The organism is Brevundimonas vancanneytii (genome assembly GCF_901421975.1).
Taxonomy (GTDB): domain Bacteria; phylum Pseudomonadota; class Alphaproteobacteria; order Caulobacterales; family Caulobacteraceae; genus Brevundimonas; species Brevundimonas diminuta.
The window spans coordinates 1,163,644-1,187,186 of the sequence record NZ_LR588407.1 but is presented as its reverse complement, the minus strand read 5'-3'; the positions used below and the strand labels follow the sequence as shown (position 1 = coordinate 1,187,186).

Genomic DNA, 23,543 nt, shown 5'->3' with positions numbered 1-23,543 from the left:
CAGGGGCCGCGCCGTTGAGGAGGTGACGCCGGTGACAGGCTCTGCCGTCAGTAGCGTTCCTCCTGGCCCCCGTCGCGGTCGCTCTGCAGCGCGCGGATCAGTTCGGCTTCGGCCATGTTCATGTGCTGCGGCTCGGCCAGCAGGGCCACGACTTCGGCTTCATCCTCGGCCTCGGTCCGCTCATCGACCCGTTGCAGGGTGGTGATGATGTTCTCGCGCAGTTCGTCCGGGGTGACGGTGTCCTCGGCCAGTTCGCGCAGGGCGACGACCGGGTTCTTGTCGTTGTCGCGGTCCAGCGTCAGCGGCGCGCCGTTGGCGATGTTGCGGGCGCGGTGACCGGCCAGCAGAACCAGACCAAAGCGGTTCGGCACCTTTTCGATGCAGTCTTCGACAGTGACGCGGGCCATGAATTTCCTCTGGCGGCAGGGAGAACCGCACAAAATATAGGTTGAAAGCCGATTGTGCAACGCCGCGAAGGCGGCATTGGGGCGGATCGGCGTCAGTTGCGCCTCCCCTCGCCCGACAGACCGCCCGGCGTCAACCCCTCGGCAGGGGTCGAGCATCCTCGCCGACCGTGGCCGCCGCCGCCAGATCGCGCGCACGACGACCGCAAACCGGATGCGTCCACTCCGGCGCCACCTCAGCCAGCGGCCCCATGACGAACAGCCGGTCGGCCGCGCGCGGATGCGGCAGAATCAGCCCGTTCAGATCGCCGCTGAGCCGCCCATAGGCGATCAGATCCAGATCCAGCGTGCGCGGCGCATTGCGCGCCGTCCGCACCCGGCCGAACAGATCCTCGACCCGCCCCAGGGTCCGCATCAGGGTTGAGGCGTCCTGGGCGGTGCTGACCACGGCCACCCCGTTCAGGAAGGGCGGGTCGCTGGGGTCAGGCCAGGCCTGGGACGACCACCAGGACGAACGGGCCAGCACATCCACCCCCTCGGCGCGGAACCGGGCCAGCGCCGCCTCCAGCGCCTCGACACAGGACGACCAATCGCCCTTGTCATTGCAGCCCAGTGCGACGATGACTGCCGCGTCCAGATCGGTTTCGCCCCAGGATTCTCCTGCGGCGTCGGTCGGGGCGTTCATTTTCTCGACCATATCGACGGACTCATTTTCGTTCATGACCGACCATCCCGATGACCGCATCGCCCTGTTCATCGACGGCGCCAACCTCTATTCGGCCGCACGCGCCTTGAACTGCGATCTCGACTTCAAGAAGCTGTCCACCTGGTTCGTCGGCGAAGGCCGGTTGATCCGCGCCTATTATTACACGGCCATCGTCGAGGGCGAAGAATTCTCGCCCGTGCGGCCGCTGGTCGACTGGCTCGACTACAACGGCTTCACCGTCGTGACCAAGCCGGTCAAGCGCTTCACCGACGCCCAGGGCCACAGCCGCACCAAGGGCAATATGGACATGGAGATCGCCGTCGACATGCTGGAGCTGGCGCCGCGCCTGGATCAGGCGGTGCTGTTCTCGGGCGACGGCGACTTCCGCCGCGTGGTGCAGGCCCTGCAGGCCAAGGGCGTGCGCGTCACCGTCGTCTCGACCGTCAAGAGCCAGCCGCCCCAGATCGCCGACGACCTGCGTCGTCAGGCCGACGCCTTCGTCGATCTGGCCGACATCATGAACCAGGTCGGCAAGCCCAAGGCCGCGATGAATCAGGGCGTGACCCGCACCCTGGACCGGAGCGATCGCGCGTGAGCGCAGCGTTGACCCCGGAACCGGCGCGCGACTGCCCCCTGTGCCCGCGCCTGGTCGCCTATCGCGCCGAAAACGCGCGTCAGAACCCGGACTGGTGGAACGGTCCGGCGCCCTCGTTCGGCGATCCGAACGCGCGCCTGCTGATCGCAGGCCTGGCGCCGGGCCGCACCGGCGCCAACCGCACGGGCCGCCCCTTCACCGGAGACCACGCGGGCTGGCTGCTGTACGACACGCTGAAAAAGACGGGGTTCGCAAAGGGGTCTTACGATCCTGATGGCCACGACGACCTGACGCTGGTCGACTGCATGATCACCAACGCCGTGCGCTGCGCCCCGCCGCAGAACAAGCCGACGGCGACGGAAGAGAACACCTGCCGCCCCTTCCTGGTGGATCGGCTGACCGCCCTGCCCCGGCTGAAGGTGATCGTGACCCTGGGCGACGTGTCCCGGCGCAGCATCCTGCGGACGCTGGGCTATCCCGGCTCAGCCATTCCCGCCGGGCATGGCGTCGAGGGCCAGGTCGGCCCCTATACGCTGATCAACAGCTACCACTGCTCACGGCTGAACACGAACACGGGCCGACTGACGGCGGAAATGTTCGAGGACATCTTCAAGCGCGCGAAGGCGGCCCTGGAAGCTTGAAACCTCAGCCGCCGGCGATATCCCCGGCGACCATCATCGGAGCGGCCGGCTCGCGGAAATAGCGGTCGATGCCCTCGGCGACCGAGCGCATCAGGCGGCGGCGAGCGCGTTCATCGCTCAGGACGCGCTCATCCTCCGGATTGGTGATGAAGCCCATCTCCAGCAGGATGGCGGGAACGTCCGGCGCCAGCAGCACGGCCAGACCCGCATCGCGGTGACTGCGGCGCAGCAGCGGATGGTCCGCGCCTTCCAGGTGAGTCAGCAGCACCCGCGCGAACTGGGCCGAGCGGTTCTGTGTGGCGCGCTGGGTCATGTCCAGCAGGATGCGGTCGACCGAGGGGTCGCGCCCCGGCAGGCGCAGGTCGCGCTGCCAGTCGTCGCCCTTGGTGAACTCGCGCACGGCGCGACCGGCGCCCTGTTCCGACAGGGTATAGACGCTGGCGCCGCGCAGGGCCGGGTCCGAACCGGCGTCGGCGTGCAGGGAGATGAACAGGTCGGCGCCCGCGTCACGGGCGATCTGCACCCGGCGGCCGTGCACCACATAGACGTCGCCGTCGCGGGTCAGGCGCACGCGATAGCGGCCGGTGCGCTCCAGCGCCGTCTTGAGTTCGCGGGCGGCGGCCAGGGTGACGGCCTTTTCCTGAACATGCTGGCCCTGGGCGCCGGGATCGCGGCCGCCGTGGCCGGCGTCGATGACGATCAGGGGCTTTTCGGCGCGAGCCTGTTCTCGGCGCGGCGCGGCGACCGGAACCGCAGCGGCGGCGCCCGTGGCCTTCAGGTCGATGACGTAGCGATAGTGGTCCACCCCGTCGCCGGGCGGCAGCAGGAAGCGGCGCTCGATCTCGGCGCCGCGCGCCAGGTCCAGCCGCACGCGCGATGCGCCCGAGGCCGCGCTGACCTCGTAGCCGCGCACCAGGCCTGAGCCGCTGCCTTCCAGACCGCGCGCAGGATTGACGCCCGCCAGGGACAGGATGACCCGCCCGGCCGAACCGTCCTCGATCACCTGACCGCGCGTCGAGCGGCCCAGATCCAGCACCACGCGGGTCCGCTGGGCGTCGCCGCCGAAACGCAGACGCACGATTTCGCCATCCGGACCGAAGGCCAGACCGCGCGTCGCCGTGAACGCGACAAGGCAGATGACGACGAACGCAAGGCCGGTCATCGACCACTCGCGCACGCCCCAACGGCTCAGATTGTCACGCCACCAACCCAACATCAGAGGGAAATCGCCCTGCAGTTTAGACGTCAGGATGGGCCCAGGGTTTAAGGATTTCGTTAAGACCTCTTACCGGCGCGCGGTTCTTTTATTTTCCGCAACATCTGCCTATTATCGGTTCCGCATGCGAACGATCGCGCCGCCCGGCACTGTGTCGGGATCAGGCGCGCCCTCCTCGCGGCGTTGAACTTTTCACCAATTCCGAGGATCGCGCGGCCTGGCCGTCGATCCGAAGATACGGGTTCGGGATGCGGCCTTGATCGGCGCGTCCGGGCCCAGGACCGACAACCTTATGGGCCGACCCGCCTGCGCTCCCGAACGGCAAGACCATGCCGCTCTCGCTTTTAGCGAGGGGATGACGCGCGCCCTGGCCCCCATTTCCATTCGGCGAGCCGCCCCTATTCCCGCGACTGCGTTCGCGGCGCACGGCCTGGCGCGCCTGAGAGAGACCTTCAATGTCAAAAACCATGTTGATAGACGCGGCGCACGCGGAAGAAACCCGCGTCGCGATCGTGGACGGCCGCCAGGTTGAGGAATTCGATTTCGAATCCCGCGCCCGCCGTCAGCTTCGGGGGAACATCTATCTCGCCAAGGTCACCCGCGTAGAGCCCAGCCTGCAGGCGGCCTTCGTCGAGTACGGCGGAAACCGCCACGGCTTCCTGGCCTTCAACGAAATCCACCCGGATTATTATCAGATCCCCGTCGCCGACCGCGAAGCCATCATGGCCGAAGCGCACGACGACGCGGACGAAGACGACCTGGGCCGTGAATCCGACGACGCCGATTCCGACGGCAAGCTGGCCGACGAGGAACGCCTGAAGCGTCGCCTGATGCGTCGCTACAAGATCCAGGACGTCATCAAGCGCCGCCAGATCCTGCTGGTGCAGGTCGTGAAGGACGAGCGCGGCGCCAAGGGCGCGGCCCTGACCACCTGGCTGTCGCTGGCCGGCCGTTACTGCGTGCTGATGCCGAACACCGGCAAGGGCGGGGGCATTTCGCGCAAGATCACCAACACCTCGGACCGTCGCCGGCTGAAGTCCGCCGCCGCCGCGCTGAAGGTGCCGCAGGGCATGGGCCTGATCATCCGCACGGCGGGCGCCAAGCGCACGCGGGCCGAGATCAAGCGCGACTATGAATATCTGCTGCGCCTGTGGGAGACGATCCGCGAACTGACCCTGCGCTCCAACGCGCCGGCGATGATCCACGAGGAAGAGAACCTGGTCCGCCGCGCCGTGCGCGACATGTACGACAAGGACTTCGACGGCATTCAGGTCGAGGGCGTCGAAGGCTTCAAGCAGGCCCGCGACTTCATGCGCGTGTTGATGCCGTCGCAGGCCAAGAAGATCCACCTCTACCAGGGCTCGCGCCCGCTGTTCGCGGCGAACGGCATCGAAGAGGTGCTGACCCAGATTCACCAGCCGGTCGTGCCGCTGAAGTCGGGCGGCTATCTGGTCATCAACCAAACCGAAGCCCTGGTCGCCATCGACGTGAACTCCGGCCGCGCCACCAAGGAGCGCAACGTCGAGGCCACGGCCACCAAGACCAACCTGGAAGCCGCCGTCGAGGCCGCCCGCCAGCTGCGCCTGCGCGACCTGGCCGGTCTGATCGTCATCGACTTCATCGACATGGACGAGGGCAAGAACAACCGCGCGGTTGAGAAGGCCCTCAAGGACGCCCTGGCCAAGGACCGCGCCCGCATCCAAATGGGCCGCATATCGGGCTTCGGCCTGATGGAGATCAGCCGTCAGCGTCGCCGCCTGGGCGTGATCGAGGGCGCGACCGAGGTCTGCGAATGCTGCCAGGGCGCCGGGCGCGTCCGCTCGGCCGAATCGGCGGCTCTGACCACCCTGCGCGCCGTCGACATCGAGGCCGGCAAGAACGGCGCGGGTTCGGTGAACCTGCGCGTCTCGACCGCCGTGGCGCTGTACATCCTGAACCACAAGCGGGCCTACCTGCAGTTCCTGCTGGAAGAGCGCGGCCTGAACGTCATCATCCAGATCGACGACAGCCTGGCTCAGGGCGAGCACTCGATCGAGCGCACCGAGACGAACGAGGACTTCGTCGCCCCCGAAAGCCACATCGATCTGGCCGACCTGGACGACGGCTTCGACGACAGCGCCTATGACGACGAGGACGAAGACGCCGAGGACGAAGACGATTTCGGCGACGACGAAGACGAGGCCGATCTCGACCGCGAGGACGAGGACGACGACGAGGCCCGCGCCCGCTCCGAACAGGACGACGACAGCCGCGGCGGACGCCGCCGTCGCCGTCGCGGCGGTCGCCGTGACGAAGAAACCGAAGCCGCCGCTTCCGACGATGACGACGACAGCCGGGGCGGCCGCCGCCGCCGGGGCCGTCGCGGCGGTCGCCGGATGCGCGAGGAAGGCGAACGCGACGTCTACGCCTGGGTGCGCGGCCGCACGCCGTCGCTGCAGGATCCTTACGTCTGGTTCGACCCGATCAACCCGGTCGCCCCTCGTCCCGAACGCAAGGACGAGCGCAGGCCGGAGGCCGCCGGCGAGGATACGGCTCAGGACGTCGGCCTGGACCAGGTCGCCGCTTCGGAAGAAGGCCGCAACGGCCGCTCGCGCCGTCGTCGCGGCCGCGGCCGGGGTCGCGGTCAGGGCGAACTGACCCACGAAACCAAGGTCGAAGACCGCGCCGCCAATGAAGGCCTGCCGCCCGTCGGCTCGCCCGACACGCCGATCGCCGTGGTGATCGAAGGCGAAGCGACCGAGGCGCCCGCCGCCGAGGCCGCTCCGGCCGTCGAACAGGCCGAAGCGCCCAAGCGCCGCCGCGTGCGCCGCAAGGTCAGCGCCGCCGCCGCGGAAGACGCGACGGCAGCGGCCGCGGTTGAGGCCGAGGCCGCGCCGGTCGAAGCCGACCAGCCCGTCCCCGCCGAACTGGACGTGCCGCCCGCCGTGGCCGCCCGCGTCGAACAGGCGATCGAAGAAGCCCTCGAAGAGGCTCTGGGCGAGATCCCGGCCGTCGCCGAGAGCGTGGTCGAAGAGGCTGTCGTCCTGGCCGATCCGGTCCCGGCGCCGACGGCCGAGGTCGACATCGCGGCCATCATCGCCGACGATCCGAACCAGATCGGCGCGCCGCCCGCCAAGCCCAAGCGGGGCTGGTGGCGCCGTTGATCGGACACGATTAAGCTGGAAGCTGCGGGGGAGACTATCGCTCTGGAGATCGTCATGACCAGGACGCCCCCCGCCGCAACCCGCTTTCGGCGCTATCTGGCCGCCGGCGTCGGCGCCCTCGCGGTGCTGGCCTCGGCCGCCGCGGCCCAGGCGCAGAGCCTGATCCGGGACACCGAGATCGAGGGCATCATCCATGAGTGGTCCGAGCCGGTGCTCGACGCCATGGGGCTGGACCCGAACGAGGTCGAGATCCTGCTGGTCAACGACAACGACCTGAACGCCTTCGCCACGCGCGGGCGGATCATGGGGTTGAACACCGGCCTGATCCTGCGGACCAAGAGCCCCAATCAGCTCCTGGGCGTGATCGCCCACGAGGCGGGCCACATCAAGAACCGCCACACCCTGCGCGACGGCGCCCAGAACGCCGGGATGCAGCCGATGATCATGACCATGGCGCTGGGCGCTCTGGCCGCGATCGCCGGCGCGCCGGACGCGGGCGCGGCCCTGCTGGCCTCCAGCCAGTATTTCGGCACGCTCGGCGCCCTGCGTTACATGCAGAGCCAGGAGGGCGAGGCCGACATCACCGGCGCCCGCGCCCTGGAACGCGCCGGGGAATCCGGACGCGGCATGGTCGAGTTCTTTGAGAATTTCCGCGCCCAGGAAATCTTCTCGGATCAGCGCCGCTATCCCTATTTCCGCAGCCACCCTCTGTCCTCGCAGCGGATCGAAGCCCTGCGCCGTCCCGTCGAGGCCGCCTCCCACTACGACAAGCGCGACAGCGACGCGCGCATGGCCCAGCACGCCCTGGTCGTGGCCAAGATCCGCGCCTTCATGGACGCGCCCAACGCCACCTTGCGCGACTATCCGTCCAGCGACGTCACCCTGCCCGCCCGCTACGCCCGCGCCATCGCCTGGTATCGCGACGGCCAGACGCAGAAGGCGCTGGACGCGGTCGACGTCCTGTTGGCCGAACAGCCCGAGAACCCCTATTTCTGGGAGCTGAAGGGCCAGATCCTGTTCGAGGAAGGCCGTCCGGCCGAGGCCCTGGGCGCGCATGAGAAATCGGTTGAGCTGAAGCCGGACGCCCCCCTGCTGCGCATCAACCTGGCTCACGCCCTGATCGAGACCAGCGACGCCTCCAAACTGACCGAAGCCGAGAACCAGTTGAAGCGCGCCCTGGCGCTGGAGCCGGAGAACACCATGGGCTGGCGCCTGCTGTCCCAGGCCTACGCCAGTCAGGGCAAGGAGGGCGAGGCCCGCCTGGCCTCGGCCGAATACTGGTTCGCCCTGCGTCGCCCGGATCAGGCCGCCCAGTTCGCCATGCGCGCCCGCGACATGCTGGACCGCAGCTCCATCGAATGGCGCCGGGCCACCGACATCGTCCTGGCCTCGGGCGCGACCGAAAAAGACATCACCGACGCCGAGCGCCGCAATGAACAGCGCAGCCGCTCCGGCGTCATTCCGCCCGGCGCCTGACGCCGACTCCGCCTTCCCACTACGCCTGACGAGACCTTGATGACCGACGACGCCCGCGAACCCGGCCCTGAAAACGACCAGCCCGCCGTGACGCCGCCCGCCGCCAAGAGCCGCTTCGCCCTGTCGGGAACCGTTTTGGGCGGCGCCGCCGTGGCCATGTCGGCGGTCGCCCTGGCGCTGTCGGCCGCGCCCTATCTGAGCGGCGGTTTCGGCGGCAAGGTGCGCGACTATCTGATCAGCAACCCTCAGGTGCTGGATGAAGTCCTGGCCGCGCGCGAGACGATGGAATCCCAATCGCGCGTCCAGACCATCAACGCCGCCGCCGCCGCCAACCCGGCCCTGCTGGCCGCCGATGCGCGCGATCCGGCTTTCGGCCCGGCGAACGCCAAGGTGACGGTGATCGAATTCTTCGACTTCCGCTGCCCCGGCTGCAAGGCCGTGGCGCCGGAGTATCGCGCCCTGATGGCCGCCCACCCTGACGTGCGCTTCGTCTTCAAGGACTGGCCGATTCTGGACCGGGGGAGAGGACGTCTCCTCGCAATACGCCGCCCGCGCCGCCCTGGCCGCGCATCAACAAGGCAAGTATCTAGCCGTCTATGACGCCCTGATGGCCGAACGCGCGCTGGACCGCGCCTCCATCGATCGCATCCTGGCCGACAACGGCGTCGACATGGCCAGGGCCAACGCCGCCATCTCGGCCCCCGAAATGACGCGCCACGTCACCGACATTCATGCCGCCGCCGCTGCGCTCGGCCTGCAGGGCACGCCGACCTTCTTCATCAACGGCGTCGCCAGCCCCGGCATCGACCCGCGCGAGGTCGGCGCCCTGATCGAAGCGGCCAAGAAAAAGGGCTGACCTTTCGGTCAGCCCCTGAGCCTTCTCAGATCAGCCCCGCCAACGGCGAGGACGGGTCGGCGTAGAACCGCTTCTTCATCCGTCCCGCCAGGTAGGATTCACGCCCTGCGATGACCGCGTGCTTCATGGCGCTGGCCATCAGCAGGGGATCGCGCGCCTCGGCGATGGCGGTGTTCATCAGCACGCCGTCGCAGCCCAGCTCCATGGCGATGGCGGCGTCGGAGGCCGTGCCCACGCCCGCGTCGACCAGCACCGGCACCTTGGACTGCTCGACGATCAGGCGGATGTTGATCGGGTTCTGCACCCCCAGCCCCGAGCCGATCGGCGCGCCCAGCGGCATGATGGCCACGGCGCCCGCGTCCTCCAGCTTGCGCGCATAGACGGGATCGTCGGTGCAATAGACCATGACCTCGAAGCCCTCGGCGGTCAGCAGCTTCAGCGACCGCAGGGTCTCCTCCATGTCGGGGAACAGGGTCTTGGGGTCCGCCAGAACCTCCAGCTTGACCAGGGTCCAGCCGCCCGCCTCGCGCGCCAGACGCAGGGTCCGCACGGCGTCCTCACCGGTGAAGCAGCCCGCCGTATTGGGCAGATAGGTGTATTTCTTCGGGTCGATGAAGTCCGTCAGCACCGGCTGGTTCGGATCGGTCAGGTTCACCCGGCGCACGGCCACGGTGACCATCTCGGCGCCCGAAGCCTCGGCCGCCGCCGCGTTCTGGGCGTAGTCGCGATACTTGCCGGTGCCCACGATCAGGCGCGAGTTGAAGGTGCGGCCGGCGACGGTCCAGCTGTCGGTGCGGGGAGCGGGTGTCAGTCATGCTCCTGACCTAGCGCCGCCCGCCGCCGGGGGGAAGCGGCGTTGCGGGATTTGATCGGCCCCACGCTTCTACTGCTCAGCCCCCGCCGACGAACTGCACCAGTTCGATCTTGTCGCCCTCAGCCAGCGCCGTCTCGCCGTGCAGCGAGCGCGGCACGATCTCCAGATTGCGCTCGACCGCCACCTTCTTCGGATCCAGCGACAGTTCCTGAACCAGTCCCAGAATGGTCGTGGCGGCGGTGTCCCGCGCCTCGCCGTTGACTTCGATACGCATCACATCTTTCCGAGCAGCATAAGCACCGATCGCAAGCGCGCCCTTCTTTCGGGCCCGCCGCTTACGCCGGAGCTATAGCGCGTTTGCGCACGACGAGCATCAATCAGCGCAGAACGCCTTTCAGACGATTATGCGATCGTTCAAGGAGCGGGCCTTAAGCGAGCGGATCGCGCGCGCTACTGTGTCGAACACCGGGCCGGCCTCCTGCTCCATTTCGGCATAGGCGCGTTCAAACTCGGGCGTCAGCCGGTCCAGCAAGGCCAATTGTTCGCGCCCCCTGTCGGTGATCTCGATCAAGTTGATGCGCAGGTCGTTGGGATCGGGACGGCGGCTGACCAGATCCAGGGCCAGAAGCTTGGGTATCTTCTGCTGAATGAGCTGGTGCGAACGGTCCAACGCCCGCACCAGATCGGCGACAGAGACCGGGCCGAGCGTCGCAATGGCGCCCAGCAAGGACGAGGACTTCACCGGGATGACAATGCCCGCGCGCTTGAACACCTCGGCCGACTGCTGCTCGATCAGTTCGCTGAGCTGCTCGCTCAGCCGGCCCAGAAAGGTGCGATCCAACTCGATCATTCGTCCAACGCTTCCTCAGTCCAGGCGACGATAGGTTTCCCGCTCGCCGGACTTCCACACTCGCTCCAAACCGCTCACACGGCCATTCTCGTGCACCAGACGGAAGCGGTAGTCATCCGTTCCCTGGACCGCAAACAGATCTTTCCCGATCGGCTCAAGAGCCAGAACAAAGCGATCCCGCCAATGATAGGCCAGACCGGTGGCGGTGCGCGCCAGGGTTCGACCCTCATAGGCTCCGACTGCGGCATCCATCTCCGTCGCGCTTGCAGCTTGGCCGGTTAGCGCAGTTTCAATCGGAACCAAGGCCCATTTGGCCTCTGCATCGCCAGCATCAGCCCGGCTCTGCAGCAGGAACTTCTGCGCCGCCAACAGGGCCTCCGGAGCCGGAACCGCCAGGTCAGGGGTCACGCCGACGCCCTCGAAATCCTTACCGTCGACCGGATCCCGGATCAGGCCGAACGGAACCTGCAGCATGAAGCGATCATCAATCGGCACACGGGTGACCGGATGCGCGCCCCCAGAGGTCTGTTCGCCGATGACAGTCGCCCGGCCCAGGCGCTGCAGCGAAAACGCCATCCATTCGGCCGCAGAGAAGGACGTCGAACCGGTCAGAACCACCACGGGGATACCCCCCGACCGCCAGCCGGGCACGGCGGGCAGACTCCACTGGCTCCGCACCACCTGCGCCCCCTTGTCATTGTAGTTGTAGTCGAAGAATTCCTGGTCCTTGCCCGCCGGATAGAGGTAGCTCATCAGGAACTGCGCCATCTCCAGGACGCCGCCGTTGTTATAACGCAGGTCGAAGATCAGCCCCTTGGCCCCGTCGGCGAAACGCATGGCCGCCGACGCCGTCTCCTGAGCATATTGCGGGTCGGCGAAGAAATCGAACCGCACATAGGCCAGATCGCCGTCCAGCCGCCGCGCCTCGCGAAACCCGAAATTCGCTGCACGTTCTCTGTCGCGTTGGGCCTGTGTCGTCGTCTCGCCGCTCGCCTTGGCCCGACGGTCAGCCGCAACCTCGTCGGGATCGAAGGCCACCGAAAAGTGCAGATCCTCGCTCGCCTTGACTAGACCTTGAGCAAGGCTCGCGGCGAAGCGATCGGCTTCCATCGGCTCCGATTGAATCCGCCTGTCCAGCTCAGCGGATATGACCGGAATTCGGTCAGGGAAAACATAGTTCTGCTGCAACGCCGTCTCAAGGCGAGCCACGACTTCGCGCTGCGCCTTATGATCCAGGGTCTGCGCATCAACCGAAACCGGCGCCAGGACAGCGACGCTCAGCAGCGAGAGGAAAACTCGATAAATCACTTCCAGACCTCACAATGTAATATATTGCGCAATATGTTGTAATTAATCTTGCCGTCAACCTCTCATCACGGGTTGCTGCACGAGCCCCGCGCGGGTCATCTCCCGCAGCCGTCCCCAGCCAGCGGCCCCAACCTCCCCCTACGTCACCCTTTTTGCCCGCCCGCTTTGCGCCGCGCGCCACCTAGGCTACAACGCGCGCTCGATTCCGCGCGGCGGCGCGCCTGTTTTGCGAGCGAATGCCCGAAACTCTCACCCTGTATGTCCTGAACGGGCCGAACCTGAACCTGCTGGGGGTTCGGGAGCCGGATATCTATGGCCGCGAGACGCTGGCCGACGTTCAGGCCATGTGCGAGGCGGCGGCCGAGGGCGCCCGCGTGGTGTTCCGTCAGTCGAATCATGAAGGCCAGCTGGTCGACTGGATCCAGGAGGCCCGCCTTGAGGCCGACGCCCTGGTCATCAATCCGGCCGCCTTCACCCACACCTCGGTGGCCCTGCTGGACGCGCTGAAGACGCTGAGCATCCCCGTGGTCGAGTGCCACCTGTCGAACCCCGCCGCGCGCGAGGCGTTTCGGCATTACTCCTATGTGTCCCTGGCCGCGACCGGCGTGATCGCCGGCTTCGGCCCCCGCAGCTATGAATTGGCCGTCCGGGCCGCTCTGGACCTGGCGCGCCGCGCCGGGGCCAAGGGCTGACCGCCGCGCGCCGTCTGAAGATCAAGTAGAAGAGACCCTCATGTCCGACGACAAGAACAAGAACATCGACGCCGATCTGGTTCGCAGCCTGGCCGACATCCTGAACGACACCGACCTGACCGAGATCGAAGTCGAGCGCGGCGACCTGAAGATCAAGGTCAAGCGCGAAGTCACCGTCGCCGCCGCTCCGATCCAGTACGCCGCCGCCCCGGCCCCGGTCGCCCACGCCGCGCCGGCCGCCGCAGCGCCGCTCTCCATGCCGTCGGACCCGGCCACCATCGTCGCCCGCGCCGGCGAAGAGGTGAAGTCGCCGATGGTCGGCACCGCCTATCTGCAGCCCGCGCCGGGCGCCGATCCCTTCATCAAGGTCGGCGACAAGGTGAAGAAGGGCCAGACCCTGGTCATCGTCGAAGCCATGAAGACCATGAACCCGATCCAGTCGCCGCGCGACGGCGTGGTGGCTGAAATCCTGGTGGGCGACGCCCAGCCGGTCGAGTTCGGCGAAGCCCTGGTCGTGCTGGAAGCCTGAGCCCCATGTTCACCAAGGTTTTGATCGCCAACCGCGGCGAGATCGCGCTTCGCATCCACCGCGCGTGCAAGGAGATGGGCATCTCCACCGTCGCCGTGCATTCCGAAGCCGACCGCGGCGCCATGTGGGTGCGCCTGGCCGACGAGAGCGTCTGCATCGGCCCCGCGCCGGCGGCCAAGTCCTATCTGAACATCCCCTCGATCATCGCGGCGGCGGAAATCACCGGCGCCCAGGCGATCCACCCCGGCTACGGCTTCCTGTCGGAGAACGCCCGCTTCGCCGAGATCGTCGAGGCCCACGGCCTGGCCTTCATCGGCCCCAAGCCCGAGCATATCCGGGTCATGGGCGACAAGATCACCGCCAAGCAGACCGTCAAGGACGCAGGCATCCCCGTCGTTCCCGGCTCTGACGGCGAAGTCGAGACGGTCGAACAGGCCATCGAGGCGTCCAAGACCATCGGCTTCCCCCTGATCGTCAAGGCGGCCGCCGGCGGCGGCGGCCGCGGCATGAAGGTGGCGATGACGGCCGACAACCTGGTCGAGGCCGTGCAGACCGCCCAGTCCGAGGCCCTGGCCGCCTTCGGCAACGGCGCCGTCTACATGGAGCGCTACCTCCAGAAGCCGCGCCACATCGAGATCCAGGTCATCGCCGACAGCCACGGCAACGTCGTCCACCTGGGCGAACGAGACTGTTCGCTGCAACGCCGCCACCAGAAGGTGCTGGAAGAGGCCCCCTCGCCCGCCCTGTCGGCCGAGGGTCGCGCCAAGATCGGCGAGACGGTCAACAAGGCCATCGCCGCCATCGGCTATCTGGGCGCCGGGACCATCGAGTTCCTGTGGGAGGACGGCGAGTTCTTCTTCATCGAGATGAACACCCGCCTGCAGGTCGAACACCCGGTCACGGAGATGATCACGGGCGTCGATCTGGTGCGCGAACAAATCCGCATCGCCGCGGGCCTGCCGCTGTCGTTCACGCAGGACGACATCGAGTTCAAGGGCCACGCCATCGAGGTGCGGATCAACGCCGAGAACTCGGAGACCTTCACCCCGTCGCCGGGCGCGATCACCGAGTTCCACGCGCCGGGCGGCCTGGGCGTGCGTCTGGATAGCGCCATCTACGCCGGCTATTCGATCCCGCCCTATTACGACAGCCTGATCGGCAAGCTGATCGTTCACGGCCGCGACCGCGAAGAGGCGCTGGCCCGTCTGAAGCGTTCGTTGGGCGAGACGGTCATCAGCGGCGTCGACACCACCATCCCCCTGTTCCAGAAGCTGTTGCAGGAGCCGGACATCCTGTCGGGCGACTACGACATCCACTGGCTGGAGAAATGGGCGGCGGCGCAAAAGGCCAAGGCCTAAGGCGCCTCTCTTGGACGAGCCGGGCTTCAGCGCGAGCGGCCCTTCCGACGTCTTCGGACCGGAAGCGCTGCTCGCCTGCTACGCGCGGGGGGTCTTCCCCATGGCCGAGGCGCACGATGATCCGCGCGTCTTCCTGGTCGAGCCGGACCAGCGGGGCGTCATACCGCTGGATCGCTTCCACATTCCGTCACGCCTGCGCCGCACCGTGCGAGGCGAGCCGTTTCAGGTGCGGGTGAACACGGCCTTCGCCGCCGTGCTGGACGCCTGCGCCGCGCCCGCGCCGGGACGCGAGGACACCTGGATCAACGCCCCGATCCGTCGTCTCTACATCGAACTGCATCAGCGCGGCTTCGCCCACAACATCGAGTGCTGGCGAGACGAGACGCTGGTCGGCGGCCTTTACGGCGTGACGCTGGGCGGCGCCTTCTTCGGCGAGAGCATGTTCAGCCGGGCCACGGACGCCTCCAAGGTCGCCCTGGTCCATCTGGTCGCGCGGCTCAGAAAGGGCGGCTGGCGCCTGCTGGACGCGCAGTTCCTGACCGACCACCTCAGCCAGTTCGGCGCCGTGGAGACGCCGCAGGAAGCCTATCTGCGGATGCTGCCCTGGGCCTTGCAGGCGACGCCGGACGACGCCGCCCTCCTGGCGCCGATAAGCGGCGTCGAAGCCGTGGCCTACGCCTTACAGCCGACCACCCAGGCGTCGTAGACCGGATGCTGCAGCCCGCTGACGCTGGGCGACGAGGCGAACATCCAGCCCTTGAACACCTGACGCGCCTCGGTCGGCGCCGCCAGGCCGCGCGGCTGAACCCCGACCTCCATATAGGCGATGGCGTCCTCGGTCATTTCATCCGAAGCGGAGACCTCGCAGGCGCGGGCCTTGAACAGCAGGGTCTTGCCGAAGCGCACAGGGCGACCGCCGACCTCGACCTCGAACCGCATGGTCTCGGCCGTGGTCTTGTCGACCGCCTGGATGACGGCGATGCGACGGCGCTGACGCACGCCCGGCGGCGTGGTCGGAGCGGCGGGCGCAGGCGCGGCCTCTTCCTCTTCGGCGGTCAGGTCTTCCGGGACTTCTTCCTGAACGGCGACTTCCTGTCCCTGGACCGCGACGGTCGGGACGCCCGGTTGCGCGGGCGCGGTCGGCGCCGCCGGGTTCGTCGCCGGGGACTGGCCGCCGTTGGCGGGCGGAGTCTGCGGCTGGGTCGGTTGCAGCGGCGTGCGGCCGGTGTCGCGCAGCAGGTCGCCGATCGGATCGGCCGGAGCCGGCGTCGCGTCCTGCGGCAGGTCCATCAGGGCGCTGGCCACGCCGGCGCCCGAGATCGCCAGTCCCGCGACGACCACCCCGGCCAGCAGGACATGGCGAAGGGTCATTCCGGGCTCCAGGCCTGATAGTCGCCGGTGGCGGCCGGGCGTTGGCCCAAAGCGGCCAGCGAGCCTTGCGGACGGCGCGCCATCGGCGTGCCCGTCAGGTTCGGCAGGTGATCCTTTTCCCACGCCTGACGCGGCAGCGGGCGCTCGGCCGGGGTCTCGTCATAGGTGTAGCGCAGCCAGCCCTGCCATTCCGGCGGCACCTTGGTCGCCTCGGCGTAACCGTCATAGATGACCCAGCGGCGCTTGCGGCCGTCATAGCTGACGGCGTCGCGGGATTCGTAATAGCGGTTGCCGAACTCGTCCGTGCCGACCAGTTGGCCGCGTTTGCCGACGGTGAACAGGGTGCCGATCGTGGCGCCGTTCCACCAGGTGAAGATCTTGCTCAGCACGTCGTCGAACTCACTCGAATCCACCGCCCAGGGAAGGTCCGGCGGCGCAGGCCGATCATAGAAACCGCGACGCCCTACGTCCAGCATGGAGCGCACGCGAAACGCCTCAACATCTTGTGGGCAACCCCTGCACGAACCACAACATACGTTGAACGCCCGTCGGATCTGTCGGTAAGCTGGTTCAGACGACATGCGTGGAGACGTGGAATGCGCTTCAAGGCTCGCTTTGCTCCTCTCGCCGCGACGCTCGCTTTCGAGCTCCGCGAGATCGAGCGCGGTCGCGCCCTGACGCCGGTCTCGGCGCCCGCCGGGTGGACCGACGTCCGCGTCGAAGCCTGGCTGGACTGGGCTGAAAGCCAGGCGCCGTCGTCCCCCCATGCCCTCGACGACGCCATCCACGGCTGGGCCGCGCGACTGGCGTCCGAGGGGAGTGAAAGCTGCGCCCTGGCTACGACGGCCGAGGCCGAGCGATTCGCCGCTGAACTCGCAGCGTCCGTGCTGCTGGGCCTCGCCGCCCCCGCCTTGCCGACGATGAACGGCTTCCTGCCGCTGATCGACCTGTCCGAACCGGATGCGACGCAGGCCCTGTCGGCCCAGGCGGCCGCCTGGCGCGGGCGTCGCCTGTCCTCGCGCGCGACCGAAGCCCTGGCCAAGGCGCTGGGCGAGGTCGCCGACGCCGTCTCCCGTTGCGAAGGCCCGCGCGAAGCCTGCGCCGATCCCGCCGCCAACCCGGCCCTGGCCCGCGCGGCCGTGGCGGCGCGCCGCTGTGGCGCCGCCGACGCCGACATCCTGCGCGCCATTCAGGGCGAGCCCGCCGATCTCACGATCGAGGCCGCCGAACATCCCGCCGCCCTGCCCGTTCTGGCGGCGCGCGACACCACCGCGTCGGGCGATCCCCGAACCGCCGCCGTGGCCGAGGCCGTGCAGGAAGGCCCGGTCGTGGTCGTCTTCTCGCCCTCCGACGCCGAGGCCATGGCCGCCGCCCAGACGGGCGCGCGAGCGATCCTGAACCTGCCCGCCCTGGCGGCGCTGGCCGGAGCGAACTTCGACGCATCCCTGGACGCCCTGGTCGCCCTATGGACCACGGCGCTGGACATCGAACTGGACCAGACGAGCCAGGCCGAGGCGCAGGCTGCGCGGCCCATCGCCCTGGGCCTCGGCGATCTGGCGGATTGGGCGGTCAGCCAGGACGGAACCGACCCCGCCGCGCAGGCGTCCGCCCTCGGACGCCGCGTCGCTGACATGGCGTGTCAGGCCTCCCGCGATCTGGCGGCCCGACTGGCGCCCTGCCCTGAATGGGCGACCGCCAAGGATGACATCATCGCCGCGCTTCACGCGCAAGGACGCGACGCCGCCCCGCTGAAGCAGAGCGGGCGGCGCAACGCCGTGATCAGCCTGTTCGTCGACGAGGCTGAGCTGGGCCTGCGGCTGGGCCTGTCGCCGTTCAGCGCGACGGATGTGTTCCAGACCGCCGACGACGAAATCGCCCGGCGACTGAGGCCCGCCCTGGCCGCCGCCATCGTCGCGGCGGGCGGCGAGGTCGAGGCGGCGGAGCGCCACCTGTTCGGCCGCCGCACCCTGGCCGAGGCGCCGGGCGTCAGCCACGGACGCCTGCGCGAACTGGGCTTCACCGATCTGGAGCTGGAGGCCATCGAGCGCGCCCTGGCTCTGGTCGAGGACTTCGGCCCCGCCTTTGCTCCGCCGGTGCTGGACGCGGGCTTCATCGGCGACGTGCTGGGACTGACGCCGGACGAAGGCGCCCTGCTGCCCCGCCTGGGCTTCACGGCCGAAGAGATCGAAGCCGCGACCGCCTATGTCTTCGGTCGACCGGACCTGTCGGACTGGGATCAGGCGCCGCCGTCGCTGACGGCCCTGCTGGCGACGTCGGGCGCCGATCTGGAAGCGGCCCTGCGCCAGACGATCGAGCCGTACAGCGACGCGCCCGACGCCCGCCCCCGCCTGCTGGACTGGCGCGCCGACGCCATGCAGATCGGCCGCGCCATCGCCGACGGCGCGCGTGACGATCGCCGCGCCGTGGCCTTGCGTCGCGCAGAAGCCCCGCTCAGCTTCCGCCTGACCCTGCCCGAGGTGGAGGCCCCCCGCCGCGCCGAGACGCCGCCGCAAGCCGCGCCCCAGACCGTCGAGCGCGTGGTCGAGAAGGTGGTCGAGCGCGACCGCACCCGCCGCCGCCTGCCCGACCGCCGCAAGGGCTATATCCAGAAGGCCTCGGTCGGCGGCCACAAGGTCTATATCCATACCGGCGAATACGAAGACGGCGAACTGGGCGAGATCTTCATCGACATGCACAAGGAAGGCGCCGCCTTCCGCTCGATGATGAACAACTTCGCCATCGCCATCTCCATCGGCCTGCAATACGGCGTGCCGCTGGACGAGTTCGTGGACGCCTTCGTCTTCACCCGGTTCGAGCCGTCCGGGCGGGTCACGGGGAACGATTCCATTCGTTCGGCGACCTCCATCCTCGACTATGTGTTCCGCGAGCTGGGCGTCTCCTATCTGGACCGTCGCGAACTGGCGCAGGTCACGCCCGAGGCCGCCAATCTGGACGGTATGGACGGCGCCCCGACCGACGCGCCCCAGCCCGTGCCCGCCGCCCGCTTCATCTCCAAGGGCTTCGCGCGGGGCGCCGCGCCTGACAATCTGATCGTCGCCCCCTTCGGCCGTAAGGAGCCGTCGCCGCGCACCACGCCGCCCGTGCAGGCCGGCCCCTGTCCCGAGTGCGGCGACCTGATGCTGACGGACCGGAACGGGACGCCGGTGTGCGGCGCCTGCGGCGCGGCGCCCCAAGTTCAAGGTTGAAACGGGACGCACTGTCCCGAAACGGCGGCCCGCTTCTTGCTGCAACAGGCGCAAAGCCTGGAGCCATCCGCATGATCCGTCCCGCAATCGCCCTTCTCGCCGCCGTCGGCCTGACGCTGACGGCCCTGCCCGCCTCGGCGCAGAACGCCTCTCAGATCAGCCAGGTGCGTCGCGGCGCCTCCTGCCCCGGCTGCAACCTGTTCCAGGGCGACTTCTCGGGCCTGGAGCGCACGGGCCTGAACCTGTCGGGCGCCCGCGTCCGTCAGGCGGACATCAGCCTGTCGGTGATGAACCGCACCAACTTCAGCCGCTCGGACCTGCGCGACGTCGAGGCTTATGGCGCGGTGCTGTCCAGCTCGAACTTCACCGGGGCGGACCTGACCAACGCCAGCTTCGTCGGAACCTATCTGGAAGGCGCGACCTTCACCGGAGCCAAGCTGAACGGGACCAATCTGTCGGGCGCCGAGATGTCGCGCGCACGCGGCCTGAGCCAGTCGCAGCTCAATCAGGCCTGCGGCGATCAGAACACGGTTTTGCCTTCAGGCCTGCGCATTCCCGCCTGTTGAGCGTCGCCTTCGTTACCACGATTTAAGTAGGGTATTTACGCACTAAGGCGCATTCAGGAGGGGTGATGAAACGCTCCATTTCACCCCTGCGCCGTCTGGCCCTCGCCGCCTCAGCCCTTATGGGACTGACGACGGCCGCCCCAGCCCTGGCCGGCGCCGTGGACACGACTTGGACCCAGGACCGCGACGTCGCGCGCATGGTCTCCCTGGGGGGAAGTTGCACCCGTTGCGAGTTGTCGGGCCGCGACCTGTCCGGCGCGACGCTGACCGGCGCCAACTTCGCCTACGCCACCCTGGTCGGAGCCAATCTGCGCGGCGCCGAACTGGTCGGTTCGAACTTCGTCGGCGCCGACTTCAGCCGAGCCGACATGCGCGGCATCGAAATGGTCGGCTCCACCTTCACCAACGCCAATATGAGCGGCGCCCAGTTGATGGGCGCAGAGGCCACCGGCGCGGTCCTGATCCGGGCCAATCTAACCGGCGCCAATCTGACCGGCGCCGAGCTTCAGGGCGTCAATATGAACAGCGCCGTCCTGGTCCGCGCCCGCCTGAACGACGCCGAGATCTTCGGCGCCACCCTGGCCAATGTGAACGCCAGCGGCGCAGACTTCACGAGCGCCGACGTCAAGGCCTCCAACCTGTCAGGCGGCAATTTCGACAACGCCTCCTTCCGCAACGCGGACCTGGACAACGCGCGCCTGTCCGGCGGCAGCTTCAATCGCACCGACTTCCGCGACGCCTCCCTGCGCCGCACCGACATTCGCGGACTGGACCTCTCCCGGGCACGCGGCCTGACGGCCGATCAGGTCGAAGAGGCCTGCGGCGACGCCTCGACCCGCCTGCCGGGCGGCCTGACGGCCCGCAACTGCCGCGGCGGCGTCCGCGTCATCCGTACGCCGCCCGCACCGCCGACGCCGCCCGTCCCCCCGATTCCGCCGCGCCAGCGCAACCTGGTCATCACCTCGGGCAACTGAGGACCGGACGCAAAAAAGGGAGGGTCGCCCCCTCCCTTTTCCAATTCAGCCCTATGGCTCCGATCAGACCTTGATCGGCAGCTGGGTGCGGATCGACAGCTCCTTCAGCTGACGCTCCTCGACCTCGGCCGGGGCGCTCATCAGCAAATCCTGGCCCTGCTGGTTCAGCGGGAAGGCGATGACCTCGCGGATGGCCTGTTCACCCGCCAGCAGCATGACGATGCGGTCGATGCCCGGCGCCAGACCGCCGTGCGGCGGCGCGCCGAAGCGGAAGGCGTTCAGCATGCCGCCGAACTGCTCTTCGACCACCGAGGCGTCATAGCCGGCGATCTCGAAGGCCTTCAGCATGATCTCGGCCTTGTGGTTCCGGATCGCGCCCGAGCACAGCTCATAGCCGTTGCAGACGATGTCGTACTGATAGGCGCGAATGGTCAGCGGATCCTGCGTCTCCAGCGCCTCCATGCCGCCCTGCGGCATCGAGAAGGGGTTGTGGCTGAAGTCGACCTTCTTCTCTTCTTCCGACCATTCGAACATGGGGAAGTCGACGATCCAGCAGAACTTGAACTGGTCCTCGTCGACCAGCTTCAGCTCCGTGCCGACGCGGGTGCGGGCCAGACCGGCGAACTTGGCGAAGACCGACGGCAGACCGGCGGTGAAGAAGGCGGCGTCGCCCTTGCCCAGACCCAGCGAGGTCATCAGGGCCTGCGTCGGCTCCTGACCCAGGTTCTTGGCGATGGGGCCGCCCCACGACTGCTGATCGTCCGACCAGAAGATGTAGCCCAGGCCCGGCTGGCCCTCGCCCTGCGCCCAGGAGTTCATGCGGTCGCAGAAGGCGCGCGACCCGCCCGTCGGCGCCGGGATGGCCCAGACGGCGTTCTTCTCGTCGGCGCCCAGGATCTTGGCGAACAGGCCGAAACCGCCCTCGCGGAAGTGGTCAGACACGTCCTGCATCTTGATCGGGTTGCGCAGGTCCGGCTTGTCCGAACCGTACCACTTCATCGATTGTTCGAACGTCAGACGCTCGAAGCCCTTGTGCTCCATCGTCTGGCCGAAGTCGTTGGTGAAGACGTGCGTCCCGTCGATCGGCGACACCGGCTTGCCTTCGCCGAACTCGGTGAACAGGCCGTGCATCAGCGGCTCGATCGCCTGGAAGACGTCTTCCTGCGTGACGAAGCTCATTTCCACGTCGAGCTGGTAGAACTCCAGCGAACGGTCGGCGCGCAGGTCTTCATCGCGGAAGCAGGGCGCGATCTGGAAGTAGCGGTCGAAGCCCGAGACCATCAGCAGCTGCTTGAACTGCTGCGGGGCCTGCGGCAGGGCGTAGAACTTGCCCGGGTGCATCCGGCTCGGCACCAGGAAGTCGCGCGCGCCTTCCGGCGACGAGGCCGTCAGGATCGGCGTCTGATACTCGAGGAAGCCCTGGGCGCACATGCGGTTGCGGATCGACTGGATCACGCGCGAACGCAGGACGATGTTCTTGTGCAGACGCTCGCGACGCAGGTCGAGGAAGCGGTTGCTCAGGCGAATCTCTTCCGGATATTCCTGCTCGCCGAAGACCGGCATCGGCAGTTCGGCGGCTTCCGACAGCACCTCCACCGACAGGACGCGCACCTCGACCTCGCCGGTCGGCAGGTTGGCGTTGACGGTCGAGCCTTCGCGCAGGACGACTTCGCCGTCGACCTTGATCACGCTCTCGGCGCGCAGGCGCTCGACCACCTCAAAGCCCGGCGTTTCGGGGTGCAGGACCAGCTGAGTCAGGCCGTAGTGGTCGCGCAGGTCGATGAACAGCAGGCCGCCGTGGTCGCGCTTGCGGTGAATCCAGCCCGACAGACGAACATTCGCGCCGGCATCCGTCGAACGGAGGGCGCCGCAGGTGTGGGTGCGATAGGCGTGCATGATCGGATTTCGTCTGAAAACGGCTGTCGAACAGCGTGAATTAGGAGCGGGGAAAGGCCCATCATCGCCCCCGAAAGTCAAGGCTGACGCCTGAATCGAACAGGATGCGCCATCCACAGCGGCGCGCAGGTTGTCCCCGTGATCCCGCCCTATCAACAGAGACGCCCGCGTCCCGGCCCGGCTAGGGTCCGGTCATCATGAACGCCTCGGCCGCCGAAATCCGTCAACTGCGCCTGCCGCTGCAGCAGGAGACGCCGCAACGCGCCTCCGACCTGGCGATCTCGGAAGCGAATGCGGCGGGCGTGGCCGCCCTGGCCGCCTGGCCGGAAACGCCCGGCGCCATCCTGGCCCTGTTCGGCCCGGCGGGCTGCGGCAAGAGCCACCTGGCCGCCGCCTGGGTCGAGCGCACCGGCGCCATCGCCCTGCACGGCGCCGAGGCCGCCCTGGTCGACCCGCTGGAGCTTGAGGGCCGCCCCGTCCTGCTGGACCGGGCCCAGGACGCGGACGACGAGAGCCTGTTCCACCTGATCAACCTGACCCAGTCAGGCGGCGGCGCCCTGCTGCTGGTGTCGCGCGATCCGCCGGGCGCCTGGGCCACGGACCTGCCCGACCTGCGTTCGCGCCTGAACGCCATCCGCACCGTGGGGATAGAGGCGCCCGACGACGTGGTCTTCGCCGCCATGCTGCGCCGCGCCTTCGCCAGCCGGAACATCACCCCGGCCGACGAACTGATCGACTATCTGGTCCGCCGCATCGACCGCTCGGCCGACGCCGCCGAGGCCGTGGTCGACCGCCTGGACGCCCTGCACCGCCCGGTGACGCGCGTGCTGGCCCGTCAGGTGCTGGACGGCGGTGATATCGCAGAATTTTGAGGCGCAACCTCTTCTGCAGCTAAAGCCACTGGGGTGAAGAGGATTGGTATCAACACCAACAGCGCCGCCG

The 23,543-nt window shown here is 68.2% G+C and carries 24 protein-coding genes; 14 read left to right on the top strand and 10 right to left on the bottom strand.

Translation table 11 applies throughout. The features are described 5' to 3' along the window. Positions 1 to 47 precede the first annotated feature (47 nt). Both rpoZ and folK read right to left on the bottom strand, forming a co-directional pair. Entirely contained in the window at positions 48 to 407 is a 360-nt protein-coding gene (gene rpoZ / locus FGL25_RS05720; RefSeq protein ID WP_003165386.1) for a DNA-directed RNA polymerase subunit omega, read from the bottom strand. A gap of 130 nt (positions 408 to 537) precedes the next feature. Further along, positions 538 to 1,125, bottom strand: a complete 588-nt coding sequence (folK, locus tag FGL25_RS05715) for a 2-amino-4-hydroxy-6-hydroxymethyldihydropteridine diphosphokinase (protein ID WP_138141182.1) — start codon at positions 1,123 to 1,125, stop codon at positions 538 to 540. Between folK and FGL25_RS05710 the strand changes: the two genes are divergently transcribed. Then, positions 1,124 to 1,705: a LabA-like NYN domain-containing protein gene (locus tag FGL25_RS05710; RefSeq protein ID WP_076222705.1), complete on the top strand. Its 582-nt coding sequence runs from the start codon at positions 1,124 to 1,126 to the stop codon at positions 1,703 to 1,705. The genes folK and FGL25_RS05710 overlap by 2 nt on opposite strands. Then, positions 1,702 to 2,346 (top strand): uracil-DNA glycosylase, encoded by a 645-nt coding sequence (locus FGL25_RS05705; RefSeq protein WP_040345635.1) that lies wholly within the window; start codon positions 1,702 to 1,704, stop codon positions 2,344 to 2,346. Before FGL25_RS05710 ends, FGL25_RS05705 begins: the two co-directional genes overlap by 4 nt. A gap of 4 nt (positions 2,347 to 2,350) precedes the next feature. Here FGL25_RS05705 and FGL25_RS05700 read toward each other — a convergent pair whose 3' ends face one another. Further along, complete coding sequence (locus tag FGL25_RS05700; RefSeq protein WP_138141181.1) at positions 2,351 to 3,562, bottom strand: N-acetylmuramoyl-L-alanine amidase family protein; 1,212 nt, start codon at positions 3,560 to 3,562, stop codon at positions 2,351 to 2,353. 455 nt (positions 3,563 to 4,017) lie between these two features. Between FGL25_RS05700 and FGL25_RS05695 the strand changes: the two genes are divergently transcribed. Genes FGL25_RS05695 through FGL25_RS17390 form a run of 4 tightly spaced genes read left to right on the top strand, consistent with a single transcriptional unit; the run spans position 4,018 to position 9,037 of the window. Beyond that, positions 4,018 to 6,705, top strand: a complete 2,688-nt coding sequence (locus tag FGL25_RS05695) for an Rne/Rng family ribonuclease (RefSeq protein ID WP_138141180.1) — start codon at positions 4,018 to 4,020, stop codon at positions 6,703 to 6,705. 54 nt (positions 6,706 to 6,759) lie between these two features. Next, positions 6,760 to 8,181: a M48 family metalloprotease gene (locus FGL25_RS05690; protein WP_003165394.1), complete on the top strand. Its 1,422-nt coding sequence runs from the start codon at positions 6,760 to 6,762 to the stop codon at positions 8,179 to 8,181. Between the two features lie 39 nt (positions 8,182 to 8,220). After that, entirely contained in the window at positions 8,221 to 8,781 is a 561-nt protein-coding gene (locus FGL25_RS05685) for a thioredoxin domain-containing protein (RefSeq protein WP_252970048.1), read from the top strand. Further along, a complete protein-coding gene (locus FGL25_RS17390) occupies positions 8,741 to 9,037 on the top strand; it encodes a DsbA family protein (RefSeq protein ID WP_252970249.1) in 297 nt (98 codons plus the stop codon). The genes FGL25_RS05685 and FGL25_RS17390 overlap by 41 nt, the downstream gene beginning before the upstream one ends. 25 nt (positions 9,038 to 9,062) lie before the next feature. Here the strand turns inward: FGL25_RS17390 and FGL25_RS05680 are convergent, their stop codons facing one another. The 4 genes from FGL25_RS05680 to FGL25_RS05665 form a co-directional block, all read right to left on the bottom strand. Beyond that, a complete protein-coding gene (locus tag FGL25_RS05680) occupies positions 9,063 to 9,848 on the bottom strand; it encodes a thiazole synthase (RefSeq protein ID WP_138141179.1) in 786 nt (261 codons plus the stop codon). Between the two features lie 79 nt (positions 9,849 to 9,927). Beyond that, entirely contained in the window at positions 9,928 to 10,125 is a 198-nt protein-coding gene (thiS, locus tag FGL25_RS05675; RefSeq protein ID WP_003165397.1) for a sulfur carrier protein ThiS, read from the bottom strand. 120 nt (positions 10,126 to 10,245) lie between these two features. Next, positions 10,246 to 10,701: a MarR family transcriptional regulator gene (locus tag FGL25_RS05670; RefSeq protein WP_088409893.1), complete on the bottom strand. Its 456-nt coding sequence runs from the start codon at positions 10,699 to 10,701 to the stop codon at positions 10,246 to 10,248. A gap of 15 nt (positions 10,702 to 10,716) precedes the next feature. Next, the gene (locus tag FGL25_RS05665) at positions 10,717 to 12,009 is read right to left on the bottom strand and encodes a S41 family peptidase (RefSeq protein ID WP_252970047.1); all 1,293 of its coding nucleotides are present in this window, start codon (positions 12,007 to 12,009) and stop codon (positions 10,717 to 10,719) included. Positions 12,010 to 12,245: 236 nt separating this feature from the next. On the opposite strand from FGL25_RS05665, the gene aroQ reads away from it, so the two are divergent. The 4 genes from aroQ to aat are packed head-to-tail and all read left to right on the top strand — an operon-like array spanning position 12,246 to position 15,294. Next, positions 12,246 to 12,701, top strand: coding sequence for a type II 3-dehydroquinate dehydratase (aroQ, locus tag FGL25_RS05660; protein WP_138141178.1), 456 nt, complete (start codon positions 12,246 to 12,248; stop codon positions 12,699 to 12,701). Positions 12,702 to 12,741: 40 nt separating this feature from the next. Further along, positions 12,742 to 13,230: an acetyl-CoA carboxylase biotin carboxyl carrier protein gene (gene accB, locus FGL25_RS05655; RefSeq protein WP_003165401.1), complete on the top strand. Its 489-nt coding sequence runs from the start codon at positions 12,742 to 12,744 to the stop codon at positions 13,228 to 13,230. Between the two features lie 5 nt (positions 13,231 to 13,235). Continuing rightward, positions 13,236 to 14,588, top strand: a complete 1,353-nt coding sequence (gene accC / locus FGL25_RS05650; RefSeq protein WP_138141177.1) for an acetyl-CoA carboxylase biotin carboxylase subunit — start codon at positions 13,236 to 13,238, stop codon at positions 14,586 to 14,588. Positions 14,589 to 14,598: 10 nt separating this feature from the next. Further along, positions 14,599 to 15,294, top strand: coding sequence for a leucyl/phenylalanyl-tRNA--protein transferase (aat, locus tag FGL25_RS05645; protein WP_138141176.1), 696 nt, complete (start codon positions 14,599 to 14,601; stop codon positions 15,292 to 15,294). On the opposite strand, the gene FGL25_RS05640 is transcribed toward aat, so the two are convergent. Further along, positions 15,261 to 15,959: a DUF2155 domain-containing protein gene (locus tag FGL25_RS05640; RefSeq protein ID WP_128116089.1), complete on the bottom strand. Its 699-nt coding sequence runs from the start codon at positions 15,957 to 15,959 to the stop codon at positions 15,261 to 15,263. The genes aat and FGL25_RS05640 overlap by 34 nt on opposite strands. Beyond that, a complete protein-coding gene (locus FGL25_RS05635) occupies positions 15,956 to 16,348 on the bottom strand; it encodes an NADH:ubiquinone oxidoreductase subunit NDUFA12 (RefSeq protein ID WP_040346802.1) in 393 nt (130 codons plus the stop codon). Before FGL25_RS05635 ends, FGL25_RS05640 begins: the two co-directional genes overlap by 4 nt. A 207-nt stretch (positions 16,349 to 16,555) precedes the next feature. Between FGL25_RS05635 and FGL25_RS05630 the strand changes: the two genes are divergently transcribed. The 3 genes from FGL25_RS05630 to FGL25_RS05620 all read left to right on the top strand — a co-directional run bounded on the left by FGL25_RS05630 (position 16,556) and on the right by FGL25_RS05620 (position 20,705). Next, a complete protein-coding gene (locus tag FGL25_RS05630; RefSeq protein ID WP_138141175.1) occupies positions 16,556 to 19,165 on the top strand; it encodes a TSCPD domain-containing protein in 2,610 nt (869 codons plus the stop codon). Positions 19,166 to 19,236: 71 nt separating this feature from the next. After that, complete coding sequence (locus tag FGL25_RS05625; RefSeq protein ID WP_138141174.1) at positions 19,237 to 19,731, top strand: pentapeptide repeat-containing protein; 495 nt, start codon at positions 19,237 to 19,239, stop codon at positions 19,729 to 19,731. Between the two features lie 65 nt (positions 19,732 to 19,796). Then, the gene (locus FGL25_RS05620; protein WP_088409900.1) at positions 19,797 to 20,705 is read left to right on the top strand and encodes a pentapeptide repeat-containing protein; all 909 of its coding nucleotides are present in this window, start codon (positions 19,797 to 19,799) and stop codon (positions 20,703 to 20,705) included. Positions 20,706 to 20,768: 63 nt separating this feature from the next. Here the strand turns inward: FGL25_RS05620 and aspS are convergent, their stop codons facing one another. Further along, a complete protein-coding gene (gene aspS, locus FGL25_RS05615) occupies positions 20,769 to 22,601 on the bottom strand; it encodes an aspartate--tRNA ligase (protein WP_138141173.1) in 1,833 nt (610 codons plus the stop codon). A 197-nt stretch (positions 22,602 to 22,798) separates the two neighbouring features. On the opposite strand from aspS, the gene FGL25_RS05610 reads away from it, so the two are divergent. Next, entirely contained in the window at positions 22,799 to 23,473 is a 675-nt protein-coding gene (locus FGL25_RS05610; RefSeq protein ID WP_138141172.1) for a DnaA ATPase domain-containing protein, read from the top strand. Positions 23,474 to 23,543: the final 70 nt, after the last annotated feature.

Excerpts from the sequence above, each read along its gene's own strand:
- rpoZ (WP_003165386.1), bottom strand. The coding sequence starts at position 407 with ATGGCCCGCGTCACTGTCGAAGACTGCATCGAAAAGGTGCCGAACCGC.
- FGL25_RS05710 (WP_076222705.1), top strand. The coding sequence starts at position 1,124 with ATGACCGACCATCCCGATGACCGCATCGCCCTGTTCATCGACGGCGCC.
- folK (WP_138141182.1), bottom strand. The coding sequence starts at position 1,125 with ATGAACGAAAATGAGTCCGTCGATATGGTCGAGAAAATGAACGCCCCG.
- FGL25_RS05700 (WP_138141181.1), bottom strand. The coding sequence starts at position 3,562 with ATGTTGGGTTGGTGGCGTGACAATCTGAGCCGTTGGGGCGTGCGCGAG.
- FGL25_RS05695 (WP_138141180.1), top strand. The coding sequence starts at position 4,018 with ATGTCAAAAACCATGTTGATAGACGCGGCGCACGCGGAAGAAACCCGC.
- FGL25_RS05690 (WP_003165394.1), top strand. The coding sequence starts at position 6,760 with ATGACCAGGACGCCCCCCGCCGCAACCCGCTTTCGGCGCTATCTGGCC.
- FGL25_RS05685 (WP_252970048.1), top strand. The coding sequence starts at position 8,221 with ATGACCGACGACGCCCGCGAACCCGGCCCTGAAAACGACCAGCCCGCC.
- thiS (WP_003165397.1), bottom strand. The coding sequence starts at position 10,125 with ATGCGTATCGAAGTCAACGGCGAGGCGCGGGACACCGCCGCCACGACC.
- FGL25_RS05670 (WP_088409893.1), bottom strand. The coding sequence starts at position 10,701 with ATGATCGAGTTGGATCGCACCTTTCTGGGCCGGCTGAGCGAGCAGCTC.
- aroQ (WP_138141178.1), top strand. The coding sequence starts at position 12,246 with ATGCCCGAAACTCTCACCCTGTATGTCCTGAACGGGCCGAACCTGAAC.
- accB (WP_003165401.1), top strand. The coding sequence starts at position 12,742 with ATGTCCGACGACAAGAACAAGAACATCGACGCCGATCTGGTTCGCAGC.
- accC (WP_138141177.1), top strand. The coding sequence starts at position 13,236 with ATGTTCACCAAGGTTTTGATCGCCAACCGCGGCGAGATCGCGCTTCGC.
- FGL25_RS05640 (WP_128116089.1), bottom strand. The coding sequence starts at position 15,959 with ATGACCCTTCGCCATGTCCTGCTGGCCGGGGTGGTCGTCGCGGGACTG.
- FGL25_RS05630 (WP_138141175.1), top strand. The coding sequence starts at position 16,556 with ATGCGCTTCAAGGCTCGCTTTGCTCCTCTCGCCGCGACGCTCGCTTTC.
- FGL25_RS05625 (WP_138141174.1), top strand. The coding sequence starts at position 19,237 with ATGATCCGTCCCGCAATCGCCCTTCTCGCCGCCGTCGGCCTGACGCTG.
- FGL25_RS05620 (WP_088409900.1), top strand. The coding sequence starts at position 19,797 with ATGAAACGCTCCATTTCACCCCTGCGCCGTCTGGCCCTCGCCGCCTCA.
- aspS (WP_138141173.1), bottom strand. The coding sequence starts at position 22,601 with ATGCACGCCTATCGCACCCACACCTGCGGCGCCCTCCGTTCGACGGAT.
- FGL25_RS05610 (WP_138141172.1), top strand. The coding sequence starts at position 22,799 with ATGAACGCCTCGGCCGCCGAAATCCGTCAACTGCGCCTGCCGCTGCAG.